This is a genomic window from Pandoraea vervacti (assembly GCF_000934605.2).
Lineage (GTDB): Bacteria > Pseudomonadota > Gammaproteobacteria > Burkholderiales > Burkholderiaceae > Pandoraea > Pandoraea vervacti.
On sequence record NZ_CP010897.2, the window covers coordinates 1327886 to 1347714 of the forward strand.

General features: G+C 63.1%; 19 protein-coding genes, 2 tRNA genes and 1 pseudogene. 13 read left to right on the forward strand and 9 right to left on the reverse strand.

The window, feature by feature from the left end; translation table 11 throughout:
* Window positions 1-11 precede the first annotated feature (11 nt).
* The 3 genes from UC34_RS06020 to UC34_RS06030 all read left to right on the forward strand — a co-directional run bounded on the left by UC34_RS06020 (window position 12) and on the right by UC34_RS06030 (window position 2586).
* Window positions 12-935, forward strand: a complete 924-nt coding sequence (locus UC34_RS06020; protein WP_335645758.1) for an AraC family transcriptional regulator — start codon at window positions 12-14, stop codon at window positions 933-935.
* A 77-nt stretch (window positions 936-1012) separates the two neighbouring features.
* On the forward strand, window positions 1013-2083 hold the full coding sequence (locus tag UC34_RS06025; RefSeq protein WP_044457815.1) for an ArsO family NAD(P)H-dependent flavin-containing monooxygenase: 1071 nt from the start codon (window positions 1013-1015) through the stop codon (window positions 2081-2083).
* 284 nt (window positions 2084-2367) lie between these two features.
* The gene (locus UC34_RS06030) at window positions 2368-2586 is read left to right on the forward strand and encodes a hypothetical protein (protein ID WP_044454654.1); all 219 of its coding nucleotides are present in this window, start codon (window positions 2368-2370) and stop codon (window positions 2584-2586) included.
* Window positions 2587-2689: 103 nt separating this feature from the next.
* Here UC34_RS06030 and UC34_RS06035 read toward each other — a convergent pair whose 3' ends face one another.
* The gene (locus UC34_RS06035; protein WP_044454655.1) at window positions 2690-3010 is read right to left on the reverse strand and encodes a hypothetical protein; all 321 of its coding nucleotides are present in this window, start codon (window positions 3008-3010) and stop codon (window positions 2690-2692) included.
* Between the two features lie 481 nt (window positions 3011-3491).
* Complete coding sequence (locus UC34_RS06040; protein ID WP_044454657.1) at window positions 3492-4244, reverse strand: SDR family oxidoreductase; 753 nt, start codon at window positions 4242-4244, stop codon at window positions 3492-3494.
* Window positions 4245-4341: 97 nt separating this feature from the next.
* Here UC34_RS06040 and UC34_RS06045 point away from each other — a divergent pair, with 97 nt between their 5' ends.
* The gene (locus UC34_RS06045; protein ID WP_044454659.1) at window positions 4342-5283 is read left to right on the forward strand and encodes a helix-turn-helix transcriptional regulator; all 942 of its coding nucleotides are present in this window, start codon (window positions 4342-4344) and stop codon (window positions 5281-5283) included.
* 62 nt (window positions 5284-5345) lie between these two features.
* Here the strand turns inward: UC34_RS06045 and UC34_RS25335 are convergent.
* From UC34_RS25335 to UC34_RS06055, 3 genes are all read right to left on the reverse strand, one after another.
* A tRNA-OTHER gene (locus UC34_RS25335) sits at window positions 5346-5457 on the reverse strand.
* 159 nt (window positions 5458-5616) lie between these two features.
* Window positions 5617-5916, reverse strand: coding sequence for a type II toxin-antitoxin system RelE/ParE family toxin (locus UC34_RS06050; protein ID WP_044454661.1), 300 nt, complete (start codon window positions 5914-5916; stop codon window positions 5617-5619).
* Window positions 5913-6170 carry a type II toxin-antitoxin system ParD family antitoxin gene (locus UC34_RS06055; RefSeq protein WP_044454662.1) on the reverse strand — a complete coding sequence of 86 codons (258 nt, stop codon included), beginning with the start codon at window positions 6168-6170 and terminating at the stop codon, window positions 5913-5915. The genes UC34_RS06050 and UC34_RS06055 overlap by 4 nt, the downstream gene beginning before the upstream one ends.
* A gap of 164 nt (window positions 6171-6334) precedes the next feature.
* On the opposite strand from UC34_RS06055, the pseudogene UC34_RS25770 reads away from it, so the two are divergent.
* Window positions 6335-7001 (forward strand): annotated as a pseudogene (locus UC34_RS25770) (IS3 family transposase); the annotation flags it as partial.
* 129 nt (window positions 7002-7130) lie between these two features.
* Here UC34_RS25770 and UC34_RS06070 read toward each other — a convergent pair.
* A tRNA-Leu gene (locus UC34_RS06070) sits at window positions 7131-7215 on the reverse strand.
* A gap of 188 nt (window positions 7216-7403) precedes the next feature.
* A complete protein-coding gene (locus UC34_RS06075; RefSeq protein ID WP_174556761.1) occupies window positions 7404-8573 on the reverse strand; it encodes an ABC transporter substrate-binding protein in 1170 nt (389 codons plus the stop codon).
* A gap of 343 nt (window positions 8574-8916) precedes the next feature.
* On the opposite strand from UC34_RS06075, the gene UC34_RS06080 reads away from it, so the two are divergent.
* The 3 genes from UC34_RS06080 to UC34_RS06090 are packed head-to-tail and all read left to right on the forward strand — an operon-like array spanning window position 8917 to window position 12826.
* Entirely contained in the window at window positions 8917-10284 is a 1368-nt protein-coding gene (locus tag UC34_RS06080; protein ID WP_052810915.1) for a BamA/TamA family outer membrane protein, read from the forward strand.
* Window positions 10275-11534 (forward strand): hypothetical protein, encoded by a 1260-nt coding sequence (locus UC34_RS25775; protein ID WP_237165250.1) that lies wholly within the window; start codon window positions 10275-10277, stop codon window positions 11532-11534. Before UC34_RS06080 ends, UC34_RS25775 begins: the two co-directional genes overlap by 10 nt.
* A 38-nt stretch (window positions 11535-11572) precedes the next feature.
* Complete coding sequence (locus tag UC34_RS06090) at window positions 11573-12826, forward strand: BamA/TamA family outer membrane protein (protein WP_174556762.1); 1254 nt, start codon at window positions 11573-11575, stop codon at window positions 12824-12826.
* A gap of 82 nt (window positions 12827-12908) precedes the next feature.
* Here UC34_RS06090 and UC34_RS06095 read toward each other — a convergent pair whose 3' ends face one another.
* The gene (locus tag UC34_RS06095) at window positions 12909-13850 is read right to left on the reverse strand and encodes a CysB family HTH-type transcriptional regulator (protein WP_044454666.1); all 942 of its coding nucleotides are present in this window, start codon (window positions 13848-13850) and stop codon (window positions 12909-12911) included.
* A gap of 133 nt (window positions 13851-13983) precedes the next feature.
* Between UC34_RS06095 and UC34_RS06100 the strand changes: the two genes are divergently transcribed.
* The 5 genes from UC34_RS06100 to cobA all read left to right on the forward strand — a co-directional run bounded on the left by UC34_RS06100 (window position 13984) and on the right by cobA (window position 18866).
* Entirely contained in the window at window positions 13984-14760 is a 777-nt protein-coding gene (locus UC34_RS06100; RefSeq protein WP_044454668.1) for a sulfite exporter TauE/SafE family protein, read from the forward strand.
* Window positions 14761-14863: 103 nt separating this feature from the next.
* Entirely contained in the window at window positions 14864-15580 is a 717-nt protein-coding gene (locus UC34_RS06105) for a phosphoadenylyl-sulfate reductase (RefSeq protein ID WP_044457820.1), read from the forward strand.
* 124 nt (window positions 15581-15704) lie between these two features.
* The gene (cysD, locus tag UC34_RS06110; RefSeq protein WP_044454670.1) at window positions 15705-16652 is read left to right on the forward strand and encodes a sulfate adenylyltransferase subunit CysD; all 948 of its coding nucleotides are present in this window, start codon (window positions 15705-15707) and stop codon (window positions 16650-16652) included.
* Between the two features lie 112 nt (window positions 16653-16764).
* Window positions 16765-18066 carry a sulfate adenylyltransferase subunit 1 gene (locus UC34_RS06115; protein ID WP_044454673.1) on the forward strand — a complete coding sequence of 434 codons (1302 nt, stop codon included), beginning with the start codon at window positions 16765-16767 and terminating at the stop codon, window positions 18064-18066.
* 2 nt (window positions 18067-18068) lie between these two features.
* Window positions 18069-18866 carry a uroporphyrinogen-III C-methyltransferase gene (gene cobA / locus UC34_RS06120; protein WP_084070390.1) on the forward strand — a complete coding sequence of 266 codons (798 nt, stop codon included), beginning with the start codon at window positions 18069-18071 and terminating at the stop codon, window positions 18864-18866.
* 6 nt (window positions 18867-18872) lie between these two features.
* Here the strand turns inward: cobA and UC34_RS06125 are convergent, their stop codons facing one another.
* Window positions 18873-19706: a hypothetical protein gene (locus tag UC34_RS06125; protein ID WP_157123053.1), complete on the reverse strand. Its 834-nt coding sequence runs from the start codon at window positions 19704-19706 to the stop codon at window positions 18873-18875.
* Between the last annotated feature and the right edge of the window lie 123 nt (window positions 19707-19829).

The window sequence follows — 19829 nt, forward strand, 5'->3', positions numbered from 1 at the left end:
CGGACAAAGAGATGAGTAGCGATCCGTTAAGCCTGTCGCATCGCAAAACCGACGTGCCCATGATCAAGTTGGAGGATTCGCCGTTTGCGCGCTACAAGCCCAACGACCGGCTGGACGGCCCGCCGGTGTGGGCGTTCGGGGGGAGCGATCATGAACGCAGCCTGTTCAGGATCGGCACGCGCGAGCTCGATTGGCACGCCCATGTGCGAGGGCAGTTGTTCTGCGTTCATTCGGGACTGGTGCACGTTCATACGCCCTTCGGCGCATGGGTGCTGCCGCCGTATCGTGCGGGATGGATCCCGCCCGGCGTGACCCATCGCGTGTCGTTGTCGGGCGTGGTCAGCGGCTGGATCGTGCTGGTCGCGCCGGGCGCTGCGACGAAGCTGCCGACGACGCCTCGTGTCGTGGGGGTCTCGGAGTTGTTGGCGGCGCTCGTCAAGCGCGCGGCGTCGTGGGCGTCGCGCGAGGCGCTGACGGAGGACGAGGCGCGTCTCGCTCAGGTGCTGATCGACGAGATTGCGCTCGCGCCGACGGAGCCGCTCGGATTGCCCATGCCCACCGATGCGCGCGTGTTGCGGGTGGCGCGGGCGGTGCTTGCCGATCTCGGCGGGCAGACGTCGCTGGAGGTGCTGGCGCAGCGTGCCGGGGTGTCGTCGCGAACCGCGCGGCGCCTGTTCGTTGCGGAGACAGGGATGGGGTTTACGCAATGGCGACAGCAGGCGCGTCTGGTAAGTGCGCTCGAGCGACTGGCCAACGGGGAGCCTGTCGGCGCCATCGCCGATTCGCTGGGGTATTCCACGCCGAGCAATTTCATTGCGATGTTTCGCCGCGCCTTTGGCGAGTCGCCCGGCCGCTACTTCCGTCAGGTCGGGCCGCGGATGGAACCGGACGAACGCGACGCAAAGGAAGAACGTAACGTACAGGACGCCGCATGAGTTCGCTCGAAATGGCGTCGCAGCAGGCGTCCCAAGCGTCGGAAGTCTCTGAAGCCTCCGAAACCTCCGAAACGTTCATGCGGCGCATCGACACGCTCGTCATCGGCGGCGGACAGTCCGCATTGGCGACCGCCTATTTTCTGCGCCGCTGGAAAGTGAATTACGTCGTGCTGGACGACCAGACGTCGGCGGGCGGCGCGTGGCAGCGCGCATGGCCGTCGCTGCAACTCTTCTCTCCCGCGCAGTGGAGTTCGCTACCGGGATGGCCGATGCGGGGCGGTGAGGCGCATTATCCGTCCCGCGACGAAGCCGTTGCGTACCTGCGCGAGTACGAGGCGCGCTATGAAGTGCCCGTGGAACGTCCCGTGACGGTGACGGGGGTGTTCGCGCAAGACGACGGGCTGAAAGTGAGCACGGACCGGGGGGATTGGCTGGCACAAACCGTGGTGAGCGCGACCGGGTCATGGCGCTCGCCGTACGTGCCGACTTATCCGGGCCAGGCGGTGTTTCGCGGGCGTCAGATGCACTCGGCGGAATATGCCGGTCCCGAGACGTTGCGGGGTCAGCGCGTGTTGGTGGTCGGCGGTGGAAACTCCGGTGCGCAGATTTACGCCGAGGTATCGCGGTTATGCGATGCGACGTGGGTCACGCTGAGTCCTCCGTCTTACCTGCCGGACGATGTCGACGGACGCGTGCTGTTCGAGCGGGCCACGGCGCGGTGGCAGGCCGCGCAGCGCGGCTTGCCCGACCCGTATCCCGACAGCGGGTTGGGGCATATCGTCATGGTGCCGTCCGTGCTGGCGGCGCGCGAGCGGGGCGTGCTGCGCACGGTGCGTCCGTTTGTCCGGTTTGTCGAGGACGGCGTGGTGTGGGAGAGCGGCACACGCTCGCACGTCGATGCGGTCATCTGGTGCACGGGATTTCGGCCCTCCCTGACCCACTTGCAGCCGCTCTCGATTGTGAACGCGGATGGGCGAATCCGCGTGGCGGGAACGCGATCGATCGATGAGCCGAGGCTCTGGCTTGTCGGGTATGGCGAGTGGACGGGATACGCGTCGGCCACACTCATCGGTGTGATGCGAAGCGCGCGTGCGACGGCGCAGGAGATTGTGGCTTATCTCGACGCGAGGACGTCGGGGACTACGTAGCACCGCAATGCGGATTCGCGCGATAGAGTGGCTGTCATGCAGTGCAGGGCATTCAGGGTCCGACGCGTGATTACCGCCGGTTTTACCGCGACGTTCTCACCGGATGCCTGCGCGGCACATCGATTTTTCACGCACTGAGGTTTGCCGGTGCAAGGGTGGAGGCGGGAGAGAAGATGTTGATGAAGATGGGAACACTCCGGAAAACTAATTCACGAGCGGCTCGGTTCAAAGCGGGAGCCAGTGCTGCGAGTCGCAAGCATGGCGACGGGAGATTGCAAGCGCGTATGACCAAGGTCGAGGCAATTCTGCCGACCCTTGCGACTCGAGAGGATCTGGCCAGAGAAATTGTCGCGGTGCGCGTTGAAATGCACCAGGGGTTCGCCGCCGTGCACCGGGAGTTGCACAAGGAACTGCACGCGCTGACCTGGCGGCTGATCGGCACGATGGTGAGCGTTGGCGCGGCACTTGTCGCGGCAACACACTTCGTCGCAAAGCTCGCTTGACGTCGCGCTCCGACGGCCATACCCGCTCCGAGATGTGCGGGTAACCATGGGGGGAATGACGACGCATGGCGGACCGATCGCAAAGACGGTCCGCCTCATCTGACTATCCCATCAGCTTCGGTGGTTTTCCCGGCCCCGGGCAGTGCAGTACGCGGCAGGGGCTGACGAACTTGTCGCACGCGACTGCCGCCTGCGCGAACGTCTCGAAGTAGATCGCGTGATCGTCATTCGTGACATGCGCCTTTTCGATTTCCGAGGCAGCCTCATTCCACGCCAGTCCCAGATACTTCCCGTGGTCATGAAACCAGACCACATATCCCTGTCTTGCCAGCGATTTCGGAACGTTCAGCGTTCGCTCTTCCTTCGATTTTCGTTTGCCGATGCCGCCGGGTTTTGCGCGATGGGCATCCTTCGGGTCGTTCATGGAAAGTCTCCTTGTTTGTGCATGAATGTGGGTCCATGGCGGTGCATTCATGATGTCAGGCGTGAAGTGACGTGACGTTCAGCAACGTCCGAATCGAAAGACGGGGAAACGCGCAGACGAAAGGTTTCGCTGATTTTCACAAATGGACGCACGCACAGAATGAATGCGCGAATCCATGTGCTATGCGCGTTTCGAAGGCGGCGGGGGGGAAAGGGCGGGGGCAGTCCGGTCTGCGGGGATAAGGCGGGTTGCGGGAGTCCGTTTAAGAATTTACGTATTGCGTCGACGACGGGGAGGTGGACCCGATGCCGTAGACAGCGGGTGACCCGAGGGGGCTGGACTCAGTCGTTCGGTCCGAGAAGACCGACCCGACGAGGACTTTAGCCCCATGCGCCGCAGTCGCGAATGGGGCAGATTCCCAGAGAAGAGCAAGACAACGAAACACAATGCCGCGCTCCCGGAACGTACCCACGAGAAAAGATCACCCGTTCGCAACGGCGCTGAACGTTTTCACGGCATCTTCCCCGGCCGGGATCTTGAATGGACTCGAAGGGTCGGTCGCAGCACGCCATATGGCCTCGGCGACGTCGGACGCCTGAGTCACGGCCGTCTCCTTCTGCCAGTGCGAGAAAACCTGCTCGACGAGCGCTTCGTAAGCTTGCGGGAATCCGTCTTTCATGCGGGCTCGTGCGTTTTCGCCGAATCGCGTCGACGGGGCGCGTCCGGGGAGCACGACGCGAACGCGTACATTGAACGGCTCCAGTTCGAGCGCCAGCGATGCACTGAACGCGTTGACGGCCGACTTGCTCGCGGTATAGACGGATAGCAGATGCAAGGGGCGGCACGTGACGGTCGATGTGACGTTGACGATGACGCCTTGCCTGCGCTCGCGAAATTGGGGCACCACGGCCTGCGTCATTGCGATCGTGCCCAGCGTGTTGGTCTCGAAGATGTCGCGCACGTTATCCATCGATGTGCCTTCGAGCGCATTGAGAAAGCCGATGCCCGCATTGTTCACGAGCACATCGACCGGTCCGGCCGCTTCGACCACCGAGCGGATCGATTCGGGGTCCTTGACGTCAAGCGACAGGACGGAAAGCCGATCGGACGGGGGCAACACGTCGTCGCGCGAGGTTCGCATCGTGGCGACGACGCGCCAATCGCGTGCAAGAAAATATCGGGCCGTTTCCCGTCCAAATCCGGACGAGCAGCCGGTGATCAATACGGTTTTCATGTCGAACCCTGTATTCGTTGCGGTATTTACACGATACGGCGATGCGACGAGACTCGCTACAATCTAGCGTCCGCATTTCATTTGAGATCGTCCAATCATGAGTGATCCCCTGGCCGAGATCGTCACATTGCTTCAACCGACCCTCGCGTTCTCCAAGGTGGTGAGCGGCGCTGGGCGCTGGCGGGCGACGCGCACCGAGCTGGGGCAGCCGGTCTATTGCGTTGTGCTCGACGGTGTCTTGTCGGTATCCATCAATGGCGGCGCGCCGCAAACGCTCTACGCAGACGATTTTGTGCTTGTGCCCGAGGCCTCGCACTTTGCGATCTCCAGCGAGGATCCTCCTGACGACACCGGCATGCCGAACCTCGCGCCGACGGCGTTGGCCGATGGCACCTTTCGGTTCGGCGACACGACAGCCGCGCCGGATGCGCAATGGCTGGCGGGGCGCTGTGCATTTGGCTCGCCGGATGCGGCAATGCTGGTATCGCTACTGCCCGATAGCGTGCTCGTGCGCGGCGATCGCCGGCTCTCGACGCTCGTGAATCTGATGCGGGATGAAGCGCGGGCGGATCGTCCGGCGCGCGAGGTTGTGTTGGCGCGTCTGCTCGAGGTGCTTTTCATCGAAGCGCTGCGATCGTCGCGAACGCAGGCGGCCCCCGGGCTCGCTGGTGGACTCGCGGATGCGCGTCTGGCGCTTGCCATCCGTGCGATGCATGCGAGCCCGGAGGCACCGTGGACGATCGCTCAGTTGGCGCGCACGGCGGCGCTCTCGCGCTCAGCCTTCTTTGACCGGTTCAGCCGCGTGGTGGGCGTGGGGCCGATTGAATACCTGGCGTCGTGGCGAATGGCGATCGCAAAAGACCTGCTGCGTCGAAACGAGTTCAACGTCGCGACCGTTGCCGCGCGTGTCGGTTACCGTTCCGCGAGCGCGTTCAGCGTTGCGTTCGCCCGGATGGTCGGTGTTTCGCCGACGCAATTTGCAAAGCATGAAACGACCGCTGCGACGCGTGCGGATTTGGCAGAATCGAATTCGCAATGACGCGCATTACGCCAAATTGCCGCGGGAGTTTTTCAGGTGAGTCTTGCCAGATAAGGCTGTTGTGGTGCCCAGGGCCGGAATCGAACCGGCACGCCTTGCGAATACGACACCCCGGCGATTCTCTGATCCAAAATCATCGTTTGGAATCTGGTCCGGAACCTTGATTGGCCAGGCTCTCGGACGTCAGCGCCCTAGTCATCGTCCGCGCGCAGATTTACGCGGGAATGCGGCTCAGCGCGGTGTAATTTCAGCGGCCTATTGGGGGATGTTCAGGGGGATGTTGAAGGCATTCGCCGCGCCACTTTTCCATCCTCAGCCCATCAGCGGATGCCGTCAGGGAAACAGAATCGCCGCGTAATTTCGTGCGCTGTGCAGGATGTGGACGATGTCGATGCGCTCGTCCGACTCGACCACGCGATAGAAGATTTGGTAGTTGCCGTAGACGCGATGGCGAATGCCGAAACGCTCATAGCGCGGCACGACGGGGAAAGCGTACGGCATATCTGCGAGGCTCAAACACTTGTCCCGCAGTTCCTGAATGAATGTTACGGCGCGGCGCGGATTGTCCAGCGCTATGTAATCACCAACGGTCTCAAGGTCTACGATGGCTTCGGGCAGTAAGTGAACGATCATCCCTCGTCGTCCACCTTTGCCTGGTACTTCTTCTCAAGGCGGTCGAACACATCGGCGGCCGGTTGTCCCTTACCTGCTGCGGCATCTGAAATGCCCCTCTCAACCATCGCATCGAGCGCAGCAAGCTGTGACTCACGGTCCTGAATCAGACGGACCCCCTCACGCAACACCTCACTCTTCGAGCCATAACGGCCCCTCTTCACCAGTTCGGCGATGTAGTCCTCAAGCGAGCGACCGAGTTCAGCACTGATCATGGTATTCCTCCGATTGGAGTTGGCTGGGTTAGTAGTCACTCTAGCACGTTTATCAACAGTTATCAAATCAAGCGCCAAACCTTGCGAAACGAGTCGCCACCTTGGGCTGCTGCCGTTCCGGCGGACACCTTGTTAAAGTGTGAAGGTGAAACCGGAGATGGCAGTTGGGAACACGAAGAGTGTTCAGTCGCGAGTTCAAGCTCGAGTCAGTCAAGTTGGTCAAGGAGCGCGGCGCGTCCGTCACGCAGGCGGCGCGCGAGCTCGACGTGCATGAGAATGTCTTGCGTAAGTGGATGCGAGATGCTGAGGCTGCCTCGCAGCGTGCTTTCCCTGGGCACGGCGTGATGATGTCGGAGCGAGCCGAAATTGAGCGACTGCGCAAGGAGAGCGCGAAGCTCAAGATAGAGCGCGACCTGCTAAAAAAAGCGGCGGCCTACTTCGCGCGGGAGTCGGCGTGAAGTTCGGCTTTATGGCGAAGCACCGAGAAATCTGGCCGGTGGGGATAATGTGCGAGGCGCTCGGTGTTTCGCGAAGCGGCTTCTATTCGTGGTTGACTCGCCCGCCATGCCGGCGGCGCCGGACCGACGAAGTCCTGAGTGTCCAAGTGCGCCAGAGCTTCCTTAGCAGTGACCGTACATATGGTGCCAGACGGGTATGGCACGATGTACTCGCACTCGGCTTACGCTGCGGCCTGCACCGCATCGAGCGGCTGATGCGCGAGCAGGTTCTGCGTGCAGGGCAAGGCGCCGTGGCTTGCCAAAGGACCGCGTTCAACGCGGGGCAGTCGCCGCGAACGTGCTTGACCGACAATGTCAGGCGGATGCGCCGAACGACGGGTCTCCGACCTGAGTTCATCCAGCTATCGGGTATTTGGACGGAAATATTATGGGTGATGCAGGCGCGCCAGCATCAAGCGACTACGCCAAATTACCGGGGAGACTTTGCCAGATAAGGCTGTTGTGGTGCCCAGGGCCGGAATCGAACCGGCACGCCTTGCGGCGGGGGATTTTGAGTCCCCTGCGTCTACCAATTTCACCACCTGGGCAGGTGTGCGTGCACCGAACGGTGTCGCAGCGTGAGTCGTTCGACAATCCCCTTGGGGCTCACCGGACGAAGGCGAGATTATGACCGAAATTTTCCTCGGCCACAAGCCCGCCGCGTTCGCTTCTTTTTGCCACCGCCCCCGTGCTTCGTTCACTCGCAGGCGGCGGTGGCAATCAGCGAGGCCGCAGATCAGTCGGAGACGTAGACGAACTTGCCGTTCTTGATCTGTCCCATCACGCCGGCGCGTTGGTCCAGTCCGACGTGATCCTGAGGACTCAGGTTCATGATGCCGTTGGGAATGGCCAGGTTACGCGTCGATTCGAGCGCGTCGCGCAATGCCACGCGGAATGCAGGGGTGCCCGGCGCCGCCATCTTCGCCGCACGCGGCACGGCGTCGTTGAGCAAGTCCCACACACCATAAGCGTCGGCTGCGAACTGCGTCACGGTGTCCGCGCCATACTTTGCCTCATACTTCTTCGTGAACGCCAATGCCGCCGTGCGCGCCGGATGACCCTGCGGCAGCGATTTGGCCACCACGCCCGGCTGCGTGGGGAAGAGCGTGCCCTCGACATCCTTGCCGCCAACGCGCACGAAGTCGTACGTTGCGATGCCATGCGTCTGGTAAATCTTGCCGGTATAACCGCGCTCCTGAAGCGTGCGCTGCGGCAGCGCAGCCGGTGTGCCGGAACCGGCCACAAGAATGGCGTCGGGCTTGGCCGCCATCAGCTTGAGCGCCTGCCCGGTCACGCTCGTGTCCGTACGGTTAAAACGCTCCTGCGCCACGATCTTCAGCTTGCGCAATGCCGCGAACTTCGAGAACTCCTTGAGCCAGCTGTCGCCATAAGCGTCGGCAAAGCCGATGAACCCCACCGTCTGCACGCCATGGTTCGCCATGTAGCGCGTCATCACGTCGGCCATCGCAGAGTCGTTGGCCGCCATCTTGAAAGCCCAGCGCCGCTTGGCGTCCTGCGGCTCGACAGCCACGGCAGAACCGATCAGCGTAATCATCGGCGTTTCCGCCTCGGAAATCGGGTCGAGCATCGCCAGCGCGCTCGGCGTAATGTTCGGGCCGACGATCACGTCGACCTTGTTCTCACTGATGAGCTTGCGCGTGTTCTTCACGGCCGTGCCGGGATCGGAGGCGTCGTCCAGAAACAAGTAATGCACCTTCTGCCCGCCGATCTGGTCGGGCCAGAGCTGCATGGCGTTCTTGCTGGCGATGCCGATGGCCGCCGCCGGACCGGTCGAGGACAGATCGATGCCGACAGTCAGATCGGCACGAGCGGCCGTCACGACGCCGGTCAGCGTCAGAGCGAGCAGCACGCCCGACAGGCGGATGCCGCGAAGAGGTGAGCGCATGGGGTCTCCTTTAAGTCGAATCGCATAAGCATACCGCACCGTCTGCGCCAGACCAGCGGGAAAAAATACTCCCGCGTTTGCCTTGGTGTCCTGGGCATTTCGGTCAGCACGTGATGCCCGATTTCTGGAACATCGTGCCGAAATTCAACTGCTTTTGATAAATTGCAAATTAATTTTGACGAAACCTTGTTTGCTGATTTAGTGTTTTGTTGTAATTGGTTGTGAATGAATAATGAATTGGTAATTTAAAGATAATTTAAATTACCTGGTCGTTGGATGCGGTTGGTGAATGCGAATTTAAATATCGTTGAATTCATTCTCGTTTCCGGAGAGCGGGCCGCCAATGCAGAGACAGTCGTGGGAGGGCGTCGACGCAACGACGTCGGGCAAATGGGCGCGACCGGCGCGACGTGTCAGGCGAGACGCACTCGATCGCACGACCGGTTGGTGCCGGGCTGCCACGCGCGGGGCCGCGCGGCAAGGCATGGCGGTGACGCTGGCGTTGTGCTGCATGGCGCCGGTAAGCGCCGTCTATGCGCAAACGACCGGGGCGACCGGGGCGACCGGGGCAGCCGCGGGGACGGCGGCGCCGCAAGACCGCGCCGTTGTGAACGCAAAGTCCGAAGCGCCGATTGAACCGGCAGCGCCGACGTCACGCAAAGTGTCCTGGCATTCGCCGGAGGATGGCGATTTCGATGCCAGCGATTTCCTGCTCAATCATCGCGGCGCGTTACCCGTGCCCACCATCATCACGGAACCGGCAATTGGTTATGGCGGTGGCGTGGCGCTGATGTTCTTTTCCGAGTCGATGGCCGATGCGGCGAGAAACGCAAAGGAAACCGGGGTGATGTCGCCGCCGAACATTACGGCAGTCGGCGGCATGTATACGGAAAACGGCACGTGGGGCGCCGGCCTGATGCATTTCCACACGTGGGGCGGCGATTCGATCCGGTATCTCGGCGGGCTCGCCAAAGTGAATATGAAGACGGACTACTACGGACTGTCGAATTCACCGCGCTCCTATCAACTCAACGGCTGGCTGCTCGTTCAACAGGTGCTGTTTCGCATCGGTAATTCGCATTGGTTCGTTGGCCCGCGCTATACCTACTTCGATTCGAACACGCACTTCACCGGACAAATTGCGCAGGAGGTGGGCGTGCCGGACGCCCAGCGTCGTATCGGCAAGGTCGGGCTCGTGATCGACTACGACAGCCGCGACAACATGTTCTTCCCGAACAAGGGGAGCTATCTGGAGCTGGAAATTCAGGCGGCGCGCCCCTGGGCGGGCAGTTCGCAATCGTTCGAGACGTACAACGGACGCGGCTACACATGGTTGCCGCTCTCGCGCGAGTGGGTACTCGGCCTGCGCCTCGACGGTCGCTTCTCGGCAGGCGATACGCCTTTTTATGCGCAACCGTACGTGAAACTGCGCGGCGTGCAACAAGGCCGGTATCAGGACCAGAACGCTGCGATGGTGGAAGCCGAATTGCGCTGGAACGTCACGCCGCGCTGGTCCGTTCTGGGGTTCAGTGGTGCGGGGCGTGCCTGGGGCAAATGGAAGTCCTTCTCCGAAGCGGACGCCGTCGTCAGTGTCGGCGCAGGCTTTCGCTATCTGATCGCCGCGAAGCTGGGGCTGGCCGTCGGCGTGGACGTCGCGCACAGCAAGGGCGAGAACGCTTTCTACATCCAGGTCGGCAGCGCATGGCACTGATGACATCGCGCCCGGCCTCTACCGTTTTCACCGACAAAGGCATGCCCATGCGGATGTGGACGATGTGGCAGCGGTCATCGCAGTCGAGCGGGAGCGCGCACTGGGGCCTCGTAGCGGCCCTGATCGCAGGCCTGTGCGGCGCGCCTCGCGATGCCGCCGCCTGGGGCGCCGGGGCGACGGGGGCTACCATGGTTGCCCCCATGCCGGACGGCAGCGGGGACGTGACGACGCGGCGTGGCTGGTATCGCGGCGTGATCGGGCCGACCGCCACACCTGCCGAGGGGCGCGCCGCGCCATCGTCGGGGGCGTCCGACGACAAGGCCACGGCCAACGCCACGGCCAACGCGTCGGCATCGTCCGGCGGGGCCGCTGCGCCGGAGACCGGATCGCCAACGTCCCCGACGCCGAAGCAATGGGATCGAGCATTGCCGTTCTTTGCGCAGCGCGTGATCGACCGGGGGTACGAACTGCCCAATCCGTATGACATCGGCTATTCGTACTTCAACGGCACGCAACGCTACCAGCTCAGCAATCTGATGGTCGGCGCGAATGGCAACGGGCTGCGCTCGGCAGATTTCGTGCAATTCGAGCAGTCGCGCATTCGCAGTGAATCGAACCAGTTTCAACTGGGCGCATGGCTGTTTCCGTTCATGAACGTCTACGCCATCGTGGGCAACGTGCGTGGTGGCGGCGACATCAATATCAACTTCTCTTCGCTCACGGCGCTCGAACAGTTCTTCGGGCTCAACATCGGTTGTGCAGGCAGACGGCCGCCGCCCAATTGCGCCAACCCGATCAAGTTGCCGACTGCCCATGCGGACTACAGCGGTCATACCTACGGCGGCGGCTTCACGCTGGTCGGCACCTACGGCGATCTTTTTTTCTCGTTACCCGTGACCTATACGGTCTCGGACATCTCCATGTCCGAGTCGCTCATTCATTCGTGGAACATCTCTCCGCGCATCGGTTGGAACGTGCATCTTGGCTCGGCCGGCATCCTCACGCCGTACGTGGGAGCAACGTGGTTCCGTACCAAAGCGGTCATTACCGGTCACTTCGATATCCCGATCGAAGCGGCAGGCGGGCAGACGCAGCGCCTCGACTACCAGATCGACCAGTCGGTCACCGGAAGCTGGAGCGGCGTCGCGGGGCTGAGCTGGGCGGTCAGCAAGCGCTTTGGCCTGCTCGCCGAATTCGGTTACGGCTACAACCGTAACGACGTCATTCTCACGGCCTTCCTGAGATTCTGATGCGCGCACCGTCGCCCCTTCGTCAAACCCGCCGGACGATGCGCGTTGCCCTCGTGGCGTCGTCCCTGGCTGCGCTCGTCTGGAGTGGCGCGTCGATGGCGCAGACGACGACGGGCGAGGGCGCTGAGGCGCAGGCGAGCGCTGCCGCTGCGGCACCTACCATGTCCGCCGCGCCTGCAGCCGCTACAGCCACCACGGACGCGAGGGCCGCCACGGCGCCCGCCGCCCAACAAGGCTGGATCGACCGGCTGCTCACCAAACTGGGCGCCGCCGACAAGGTGGACGTCAGCCATGGCATGGACTGGGGCGTGATGCCGGGGCCGTTCTACAACCCGGAGATGGGGTTTGGCATCGGTGCCGCAGCCGTTGGTCTATACAAGACGCGCGACGCGTTGCCGACGACGCAACTCTCCACCATGACGATCCACGGCTTCGGCACGACGACCGGCGCGTTCGGCATTGGCGTGGACAACACCACATTCTTCACCGACGACCGTTTTCGCTTCGTGATCGCGGGGGCCGTCGTGAACATGCCGACCCAATACTGGGGCATCGGCTATGACCGTGCGAGCAACGACGACAACCGGGAGAAGTACACGAAACGCAGCGCGTTCGTACGGCCGACGTTTCTGTGGCGACTCTGGCCAAGCGCCTATGGGGGCTTTGGCGTCGACGCGCACTTCGATTCGGCGGTCAACCGCGACAAGGGTGACGCGAGCGCGTTCGTCACCGATCCCATCGGTCCGTATGTGCGCAGCATCGGCCTGAGCGCCAACTTTTCCTACGACACGCGCGACTTCATCCCGAACCCCTACAAAGGTCAGGCGCTAGCGCTCACGACCACCGTCTATCGGCGCGCGTTCGGCAGCAGCACGTCGTTCGAATCGCTCGAATGGTCCTATGACCATTACACGAGGTTTCGCGAACGCGACGTGCTGGCCTTCGACATCTATGGGAAATTCAGTTGGGGAGATGTGCCGTGGAGCATGATGCCGACATTCGGCGACGGCAAACACATGCGCGGCTATTTTCTGGGCCAGTATCGCGACAGGAACATGCTCACGGCGCAAGTCGAGTACCGGATGCATATTGTCGGCCGACATGGCGTGGTCGCCTGGGTGGGGGCGGGGGCGATTGCCGACCGGCCCGGCGAACTTGCCTCGGCGCACTGGCTGCCGAACGGCGGGGTTGGCTACCGCTTTGAATTCAAACCGCGCGTGAACGTGCGCTTCGACGTTGGTTTCGGGCGTCAGACGCGCGGCGTTTACTTTCAGATCAACGAAGCGTTTTGACGCCTGGCCTGCCGGGGTCGCGAAACCGACGTCTAAACCACTCCGACGCCTCAGACGCCTCCAGCTTCGGCTGCGACTCCCGTCAAAGCTCGTAACTCTCGTGCTCGCCGCGCAAGGCCTGTTCCACCAGCTTGCGCGTGAGGATCGGTGAAAGCAGCTCAACCATCGTGAAAACGTAGCCGCGCAAATAGGCGCCCTGCTTGAGGGCGACGCGTGTCACGTTGGTGCCGAAGAGATGTCCGACCTGAATGGCCCGGAGATTGCGGTCGCGCTCCGGATCGAACGCCACGCCCGCCAGAATCCCCACGCCCAGCCCGAGTTCGACGTACGTCTTGATGACGTCGGCGTCGATGGCTTCGAGCACGATGTCCGGCTGCATATGGCGCAGCGCAAACGCCTGATCGATCTTGGCGCGCCCGGCAAACTGCGGGTCGTAAGTGATCATCGGATACTTCGCCAGATCCTCGATGCCGACGGACGGCAATTGCAGCAGCGGGTGATCGGGCGGCACCACCGCCACATGCTGCCACTGATAGCAAGGCAGCGACACCAGATCCTTATAGCCGGCGATGGCTTCCGTCGCGATGGCCAGATCCGCCTGATCGTGCAGCACCATCTCGGCGATCTGCGTCGGGCTGCCCTGCAGAATCGACAGGCGCACCTTCGGATAACGCTTCTTGAACTCGGCCACGGCGTGCGGCAGCGAGTAGCGCGCCTGCGTGTGCGTCGTGGCTATGGTCAGGCTGCCCTGATCCTGGGCGGCGTAGTCCTTGCCGATCCGCTTGAGGCTTTCCACCTCCATCAATATGCGCTCGACGGACTCGAAGATGATCCGCCCGGGTTCGGTCAGATTGCGGATGCGCTTGCCGTGCCGGGCAAAGATGTCCACGCCGAGCTCTTCTTCGAGTTCGATGATGGCCTTGGAGACGCCCGGCTGGGAGGTAAAGAGTGCCTTGGCGGCCTCCGTCAGGTTGAAATTCTGGCGGACGGCCTCGCGCACGAAGCGGAACTGGTGCAGGTTCATTTGTATAACTTTAGAAAATATACAAACAATTTTTAATTCGTTTGAAGTATATAGCCTTTTCATTACAGTGGGGGCCACTGTTTCGATAACGTTATTCCTTACAGGCATTTAGGACCTACCAGGAACGTCATTCATGTCGCTGTGGCTCGAACCCCTTTCCGGACTTGGCGTCGGCCTGCTGGTCGGCCTGACCGGTGTGGGCGGCGGCTCGCTGATGACGCCTTTGCTCACACTCGTGCTGGGCTACGCCGCACCGGTCGCCGTGGGCACCGATCTGGCGTTCGCCGCCATCACGAAGAGTTTCGGGACGCTCGCGCATCGCTCGCACGGTCACGTGAAGTGGCACATCGTGCGGCGGCTCGCGCTCGGCGCGGTGCCGGCGGCGCTCGTCGCCATCCTTTTCCTGAAGCACCTGGGGGGTATCGACGAGGTTGCGCTGCACGTCATCAAGCTGACGATTGCGGCCTCGGTCCTGCTCACGGTGCTCTCGCTGCTGTTTCGCGCCCGGCTGCTGGCGACGCTGCGCGCCCATCCAAACTGGCAACTGACGGGACGCCCGCAAGCCGTTGCCACCGTTGTCGTGGGGGCGCTCCTCGGTGGGCTCGTGACGATTTCCTCGATTGGCGCCGGCGCGGTTGGCGCGACGCTGATCCTGATGCTGTACCCGCAGTTGGAACCGGCGGAAGTCGCCGGTACCGATATTGCCTACGCGGTGCCGCTCACAGCCATTGCCGCGCTGGGCCATATCTGGCTCGAGACGGTGCACTGGGCACTGCTCGGCAGTCTGTTGATCGGCTCCCTGCCCGGGATCTGGCTGGGTGCGAAGCTCGCCCGTCATTTGCCCGAGCGCATCGTGCGCGGGGCGCTGGCGGCGACGCTGACGCTCACGGCAGTCAAGCTGGTCAGCTGACGCCACACATAGATAAGGAGTTCGCGCCATGCGAAACGAATCCCGCCGGGAACCCACCCCGGCCGCCGCGCCGTCGACTGTGGCCGATGCCGAGCATCAGGACATGGCGCTGCTCGACGACATGGAAGCCGTGCTGGCCGAGCGCCTCGCCCGTATTGCCGCGTCGCATCGTCACGTGAAGTTCGCGAGCAGCCTTGCCGCGGAAGACATGCTGATCACGCACGTGATCCTGCGCCAGCAACTGCCGATTACGGTCTTCACGCTCAATACCGGACGTCTGCACGCCGAGACCGTGGGCATGATCGACAAGATCAAGGCGAGCTATGGCTACGACGTCGTGCAGTACGCACCGCAGGCCGACGCCGTCGAGCAATACGTTGCCGATCACGGCGCGAACGCATTCTACGAAAGCGTCGATCTGCGCAAGGCGTGCTGTCAGATCCGCAAGGTCGAGCCGCTCGGCCGCGCGCTGGCCGATGCCGATGCGTGGCTGACGGGACAACGTCGCGAGCAGTCGATCACGCGTGGCGAGCTCGCCTTCGCGGAGCAGGACGACGCGCGCGGCATCGCCAAGTACAACCCGCTGTTCGACTGGACGGAAGCGCAGGTCTGGGCCTACCTGACCGCGCGCGACGTGCCGGTCAACCCGCTGCATGCCCGTGGCTATCCGAGCATCGGCTGCGAGCCGTGCACGCGGGCCATTCGTCCCGGCGAAGACAGCCGGGCGGGACGCTGGTGGTGGGAGTCGCGCGACAGCAAGGAATGCGGGCTGCACGCGAGCAACCTGAGCAAGATCCCGGTGTCGGTGCAGTCGAGCTGATCGCCGCAGCACCGCCCGCAGGGCAACTGAATGGAAGACGATGTGTGCGCCGGACCGAATGCGGCGGCACATCGGAGCAGACCGAATCTCGAAAAAACTCGGAATCGTCAAGGAAGGGAACATTATGGGTGCGATGCACGAAGTCGCGCAGGCCAATGGCTCGCGAATGGATCATCTGGACTGGCTCGAAGCCGAATCGATGTACATCCTGCGTGAGGTCGTGGCGGAGTGCCGCAAGCCCGCGCTGCTGTTCTCTGGCGGCAAGGACTCGGTCGTGGTGCTGCATCTGGCGCTCAAGGCGTTCGGTCTCGGCCCGAACCGCAAGACCCAACTGCCGTTCCCGCTGGTGCATATCGACACGGGGCATAACTACCCGGAAGTGATCGAATTCCGCGACCGTCACGCCAGGGCGCTGGGCGCCGAACTGGTCGTGGGGCATGTGGAAGACTCGATTGCCCGCGGCACGGTGCGCCTGCGTCGCGAGAACGATTCGCGTAACGCCGCGCAAGCCGTCACGCTGCTCGAGACGATCGACGAATACGGTTACGACGCCATGATCGGCGGCGCCCGCCGCGACGAGGAAAAGGCGCGTGCGAAAGAGCGCATCTTCTCGTTCCGCGACGAATTCGGTCAGTGGGATCCGAAGGCGCAGCGCCCGGAATTGTGGCATCTGTTCAACGCCCGTCTGCACAAGGGCGAGCACCTGCGCGTGTTCCCGATTTCCAACTGGACGGAACTGGACGTGTGGCAGTACATCGCTCGCGAGAACCTCGATCTGCCGTCGATCTATTACTCGCACGAGCGGGAAATCGTGCGTCGCAACGGCTTGCTCGTGCCGGTCACGCCGCTTACGCCCAAGCAGGACGGCGAGTCGAGCGAACTGGCGCAGGTGCGCTTCCGTACCGTGGGCGACATCAGTTGCACGTGCCCGGTGGCCAGCGTGGCGTCGAGCCCGGTGGAGATCATTGCCGAGACGGCGGTGACGGACATCACCGAGCGCGGGGCCACGCGCATGGACGACCAGACGTCCGAGGCGGCGATGGAGCAACGCAAGAAGCAAGGGTACTTCTGATTTGACGCTCGCCGGCACACGGCAGCGGCCATCGGACCCACGTTCAGAGACACCGGCTCGCAGGGTGACGCAACGTCGCCGCCCCGAGCCACGCAATCGAGTTGAAAAGATCATGAGCCTCACCCCGCATCAGGAAGACCTCGGCGTGCTGCGTTTCATCACGGCAGGCAGCGTCGACGACGGCAAGAGCACGCTGATCGGCCGTTTGCTGTACGACAGCAAGTCGGTGCTGACCGACCAGCTGTCTGCCCTCGCACGCGCCAAGCACAAGCGCACCGCCGGCGAAGACATCGATTTCTCGCTGCTCACCGACGGTCTCGAAGCCGAGCGCGAACAGGGCATCACCATCGACGTTGCCTATCGCTACTTCACCACGGCGCGTCGCAAGTTCATCATTGCCGATACGCCGGGCCACGAACAGTACACGCGCAACATGGTCACCGGCGCGTCGACGGCGCATGCCGCCATCATTCTGGTCGACGCCACGCGTGTGACCGAGGTGGACGGCCGCACCGAACTGCTCGCGCAGACCAAGCGCCACAGCGCCATTGTGAAGCTGCTGGGTTTGCAGCACGTGATCGTCGCGATCAACAAGATGGACCTGATCGATTACAGCGAAACGGCGTTCAACAATATTCGCGCGGCTTACCTGGAGCTCGCACAGCGCCTCGGCCTGCAAGACGTGCGCTTCGTGCCGGTCTCCGCGCTCAAGGGGGATAACATCGTGTACGCGAGCGAGCGTATGCCGTGGTATCAGGATGAACCGCTGCTCGACGTGCTCGAATCGCTGCCGGTCACGCAAACGGGGGGAGAACTTCGCTTCCCGGTGCAACTGGTGGCGCGTCAGGACGGTGCGCATGCCGACGACTTCCGTGGCTACATGGGCCGCGTGGAATCGGGGTCGGTGCGCGTTGGACAGTCGCTGCGCGTGCTGCCTGCCGGTCGCACGGCGAGCGTTGCGGAAATCGTCGGTCCGCGCGGCTTGCTCGAAGAAGCGTTCGCCGGACAATGCGTCACGATCCGTCTGACGGAGGACGTGGACATCTCGCGTGGCGACACGTTCGTCGCAGCCGATTCGGTACTGGAGCCATCGCGCAAGCTGGCCGCCGATGTGTGCTGGTTCGACGAAGATGCGCTCGCGCCCCAGCGCAAGTACCTGCTCAAGCAGGCGACCAGCACGGTGTACGTGAAGGTCGGTAGCGTCGACACGGTGCTCGACGTGAGCACGCTCTCGCATGGCACGGACAAGACGACGCTCGCCATGAACGATATCGGTCGCGTGCAACTGACCCTTCAGAAGCCGGTCGCCGCCGACACATACGACGCCAACCCGGCCACGGGCGCGTTCGTGCTGATCGACGAAGCGACGCACCACACGGTCGCCGCCGGCATGATTCGCGCACTGGCGGCCTGAGCATGCCGGGCAAGGTCTATCTCGTGGGTGCTGGCCCGGGCGCTGCCGATCTGATCACGGTGCGCGGCGCGCGCCTGCTCGCGCAGGCGGAGGTGGTGCTTCACGACGCGCTGGTCGAGCCCGAAATGCTCGCATTGTGCCCGCAGGCAAAGCTTGTTGCCGTGGGCAAGCGCTGCGGCAAGCTCTCGAGCGCGCAGCAGTTCATCAACAAGCAACTGATCGATCATGCGCGCACGCACGCGCTGGTCGTGCGCCTGAAGGGCGGTGACCCGATGCTGTTCGGTCGCGCGGACGAGGAGTTGCGTGCGCTCGAGGCCGCCGGTATCGAGGTCGAGGTGGTGCCGGGTATCACGGCGGCGCTCGCCAGTGCCGCGTCGCTGGGCCGCTCGCTCACGTTGCGCGGCGTGTCGCGCAGCGTGGCGTTCGTCACGCAAAGCCGTGCGCCCGGTTCGCCGGATATCGAGGCCGATGCCCGGGCCGATTCTCTGGTCTATTACATGGGGCGCGACGCTGCGGCGACCATCGCTGCCGGGCTGATCGACGCAGGCAAGTCGCCCGCCACCCCGGTGGCTATCGTCGAGTCGGTGACCACGCCGCGCGAGCGCCACACCGCCATGACGCTCGGCGAATTGCGCGACGGCGTGGCGGCCCAGTGGTTCGATGGCTCGCAACCCAGTGTGATTCTGGTCGGCGAGGCGTTTGCGCAGGCCGCCGCGACGCCCGCACAGGATGCCCACCACGCCCATGACGCCGATCACGCGCACCCGGCAGGAAAGCGGCGGGTTCCCGCCGCCGCATAACCCCATCTATCGGATATCGCGCAACGACCGGAACTCGCGGCTTTCGGCGAGGGGCTCGCGGTCGTCTGGCGACACGCCGCGCCAGTCGTTGCGCCCCGTGCCTGCCCAACGGAACGTATCGAGCGCCTTGGCTGCCGCGTTGTAGGCATTGCCCAGGGTGTTGCCCAGCTGCTCGCGGCCGGTGTTGAAAACGTTGACGATCGTTCCGGCGAAGTTGCCGATGGAAATGAACGTGCCAGACCCGGTTTGCGCCGCGTTGCTCTCCATTTCCGGCATTTCCCGCATCGGCATTTTGTCGGGGGCGTCGGGCGCCTGCCTCACGGAGCGACTCACCGGCGGGGGATTGGTCGTGCTGGCGGATGTCGTGCTCGGTCGACGCGGCAGTCGCTCTCCGCGTAGCGCGGGCAGGGCGACATCCTTGACGCTCAGGCCGTCGGGCCGGCTATTGATCGCCTGTACCATGCGTTTCAATGCGCCTTCGAAGTCGGCCGAAGCCCCATACAGATACTCCACGTGTTCGATAATCTCATCGAACACTTCGGGTTCGTTCAGCGCGTGCGCATCCGCCTGACGGTGGATTTTGGCGGTCGCGCACCAGTAAGCCACATGAGGTATTTCCTCCTCATTGGTTTCGAGCGCTTGAGAAGTGGCACACCCGTAAAATCCGGGTGCTGCACCATCGAAATAACCGCTATCGATGTTTTTCAGCGATTCGAACGCGTGGGACATGGCGTGTGCCACCGGGGGCATTGCAGCCGTGGTGGCAAATGCCGGAGCGGCGACTGGCCAACTGGCGGGCGCAGGTATGTACATGATGAGAACCCTTTTCAGATAAGGCATGCGTGTCGGTGGGGACGCCCGCCATTCGCCCGATGGAAACATCGCCATGACCCTTCGCGTCCCTGTGCACAGTTTGCGTCTGGCGAGGGTGGGCGGACTTCCAGAAACCGGGCGTCGATCGCA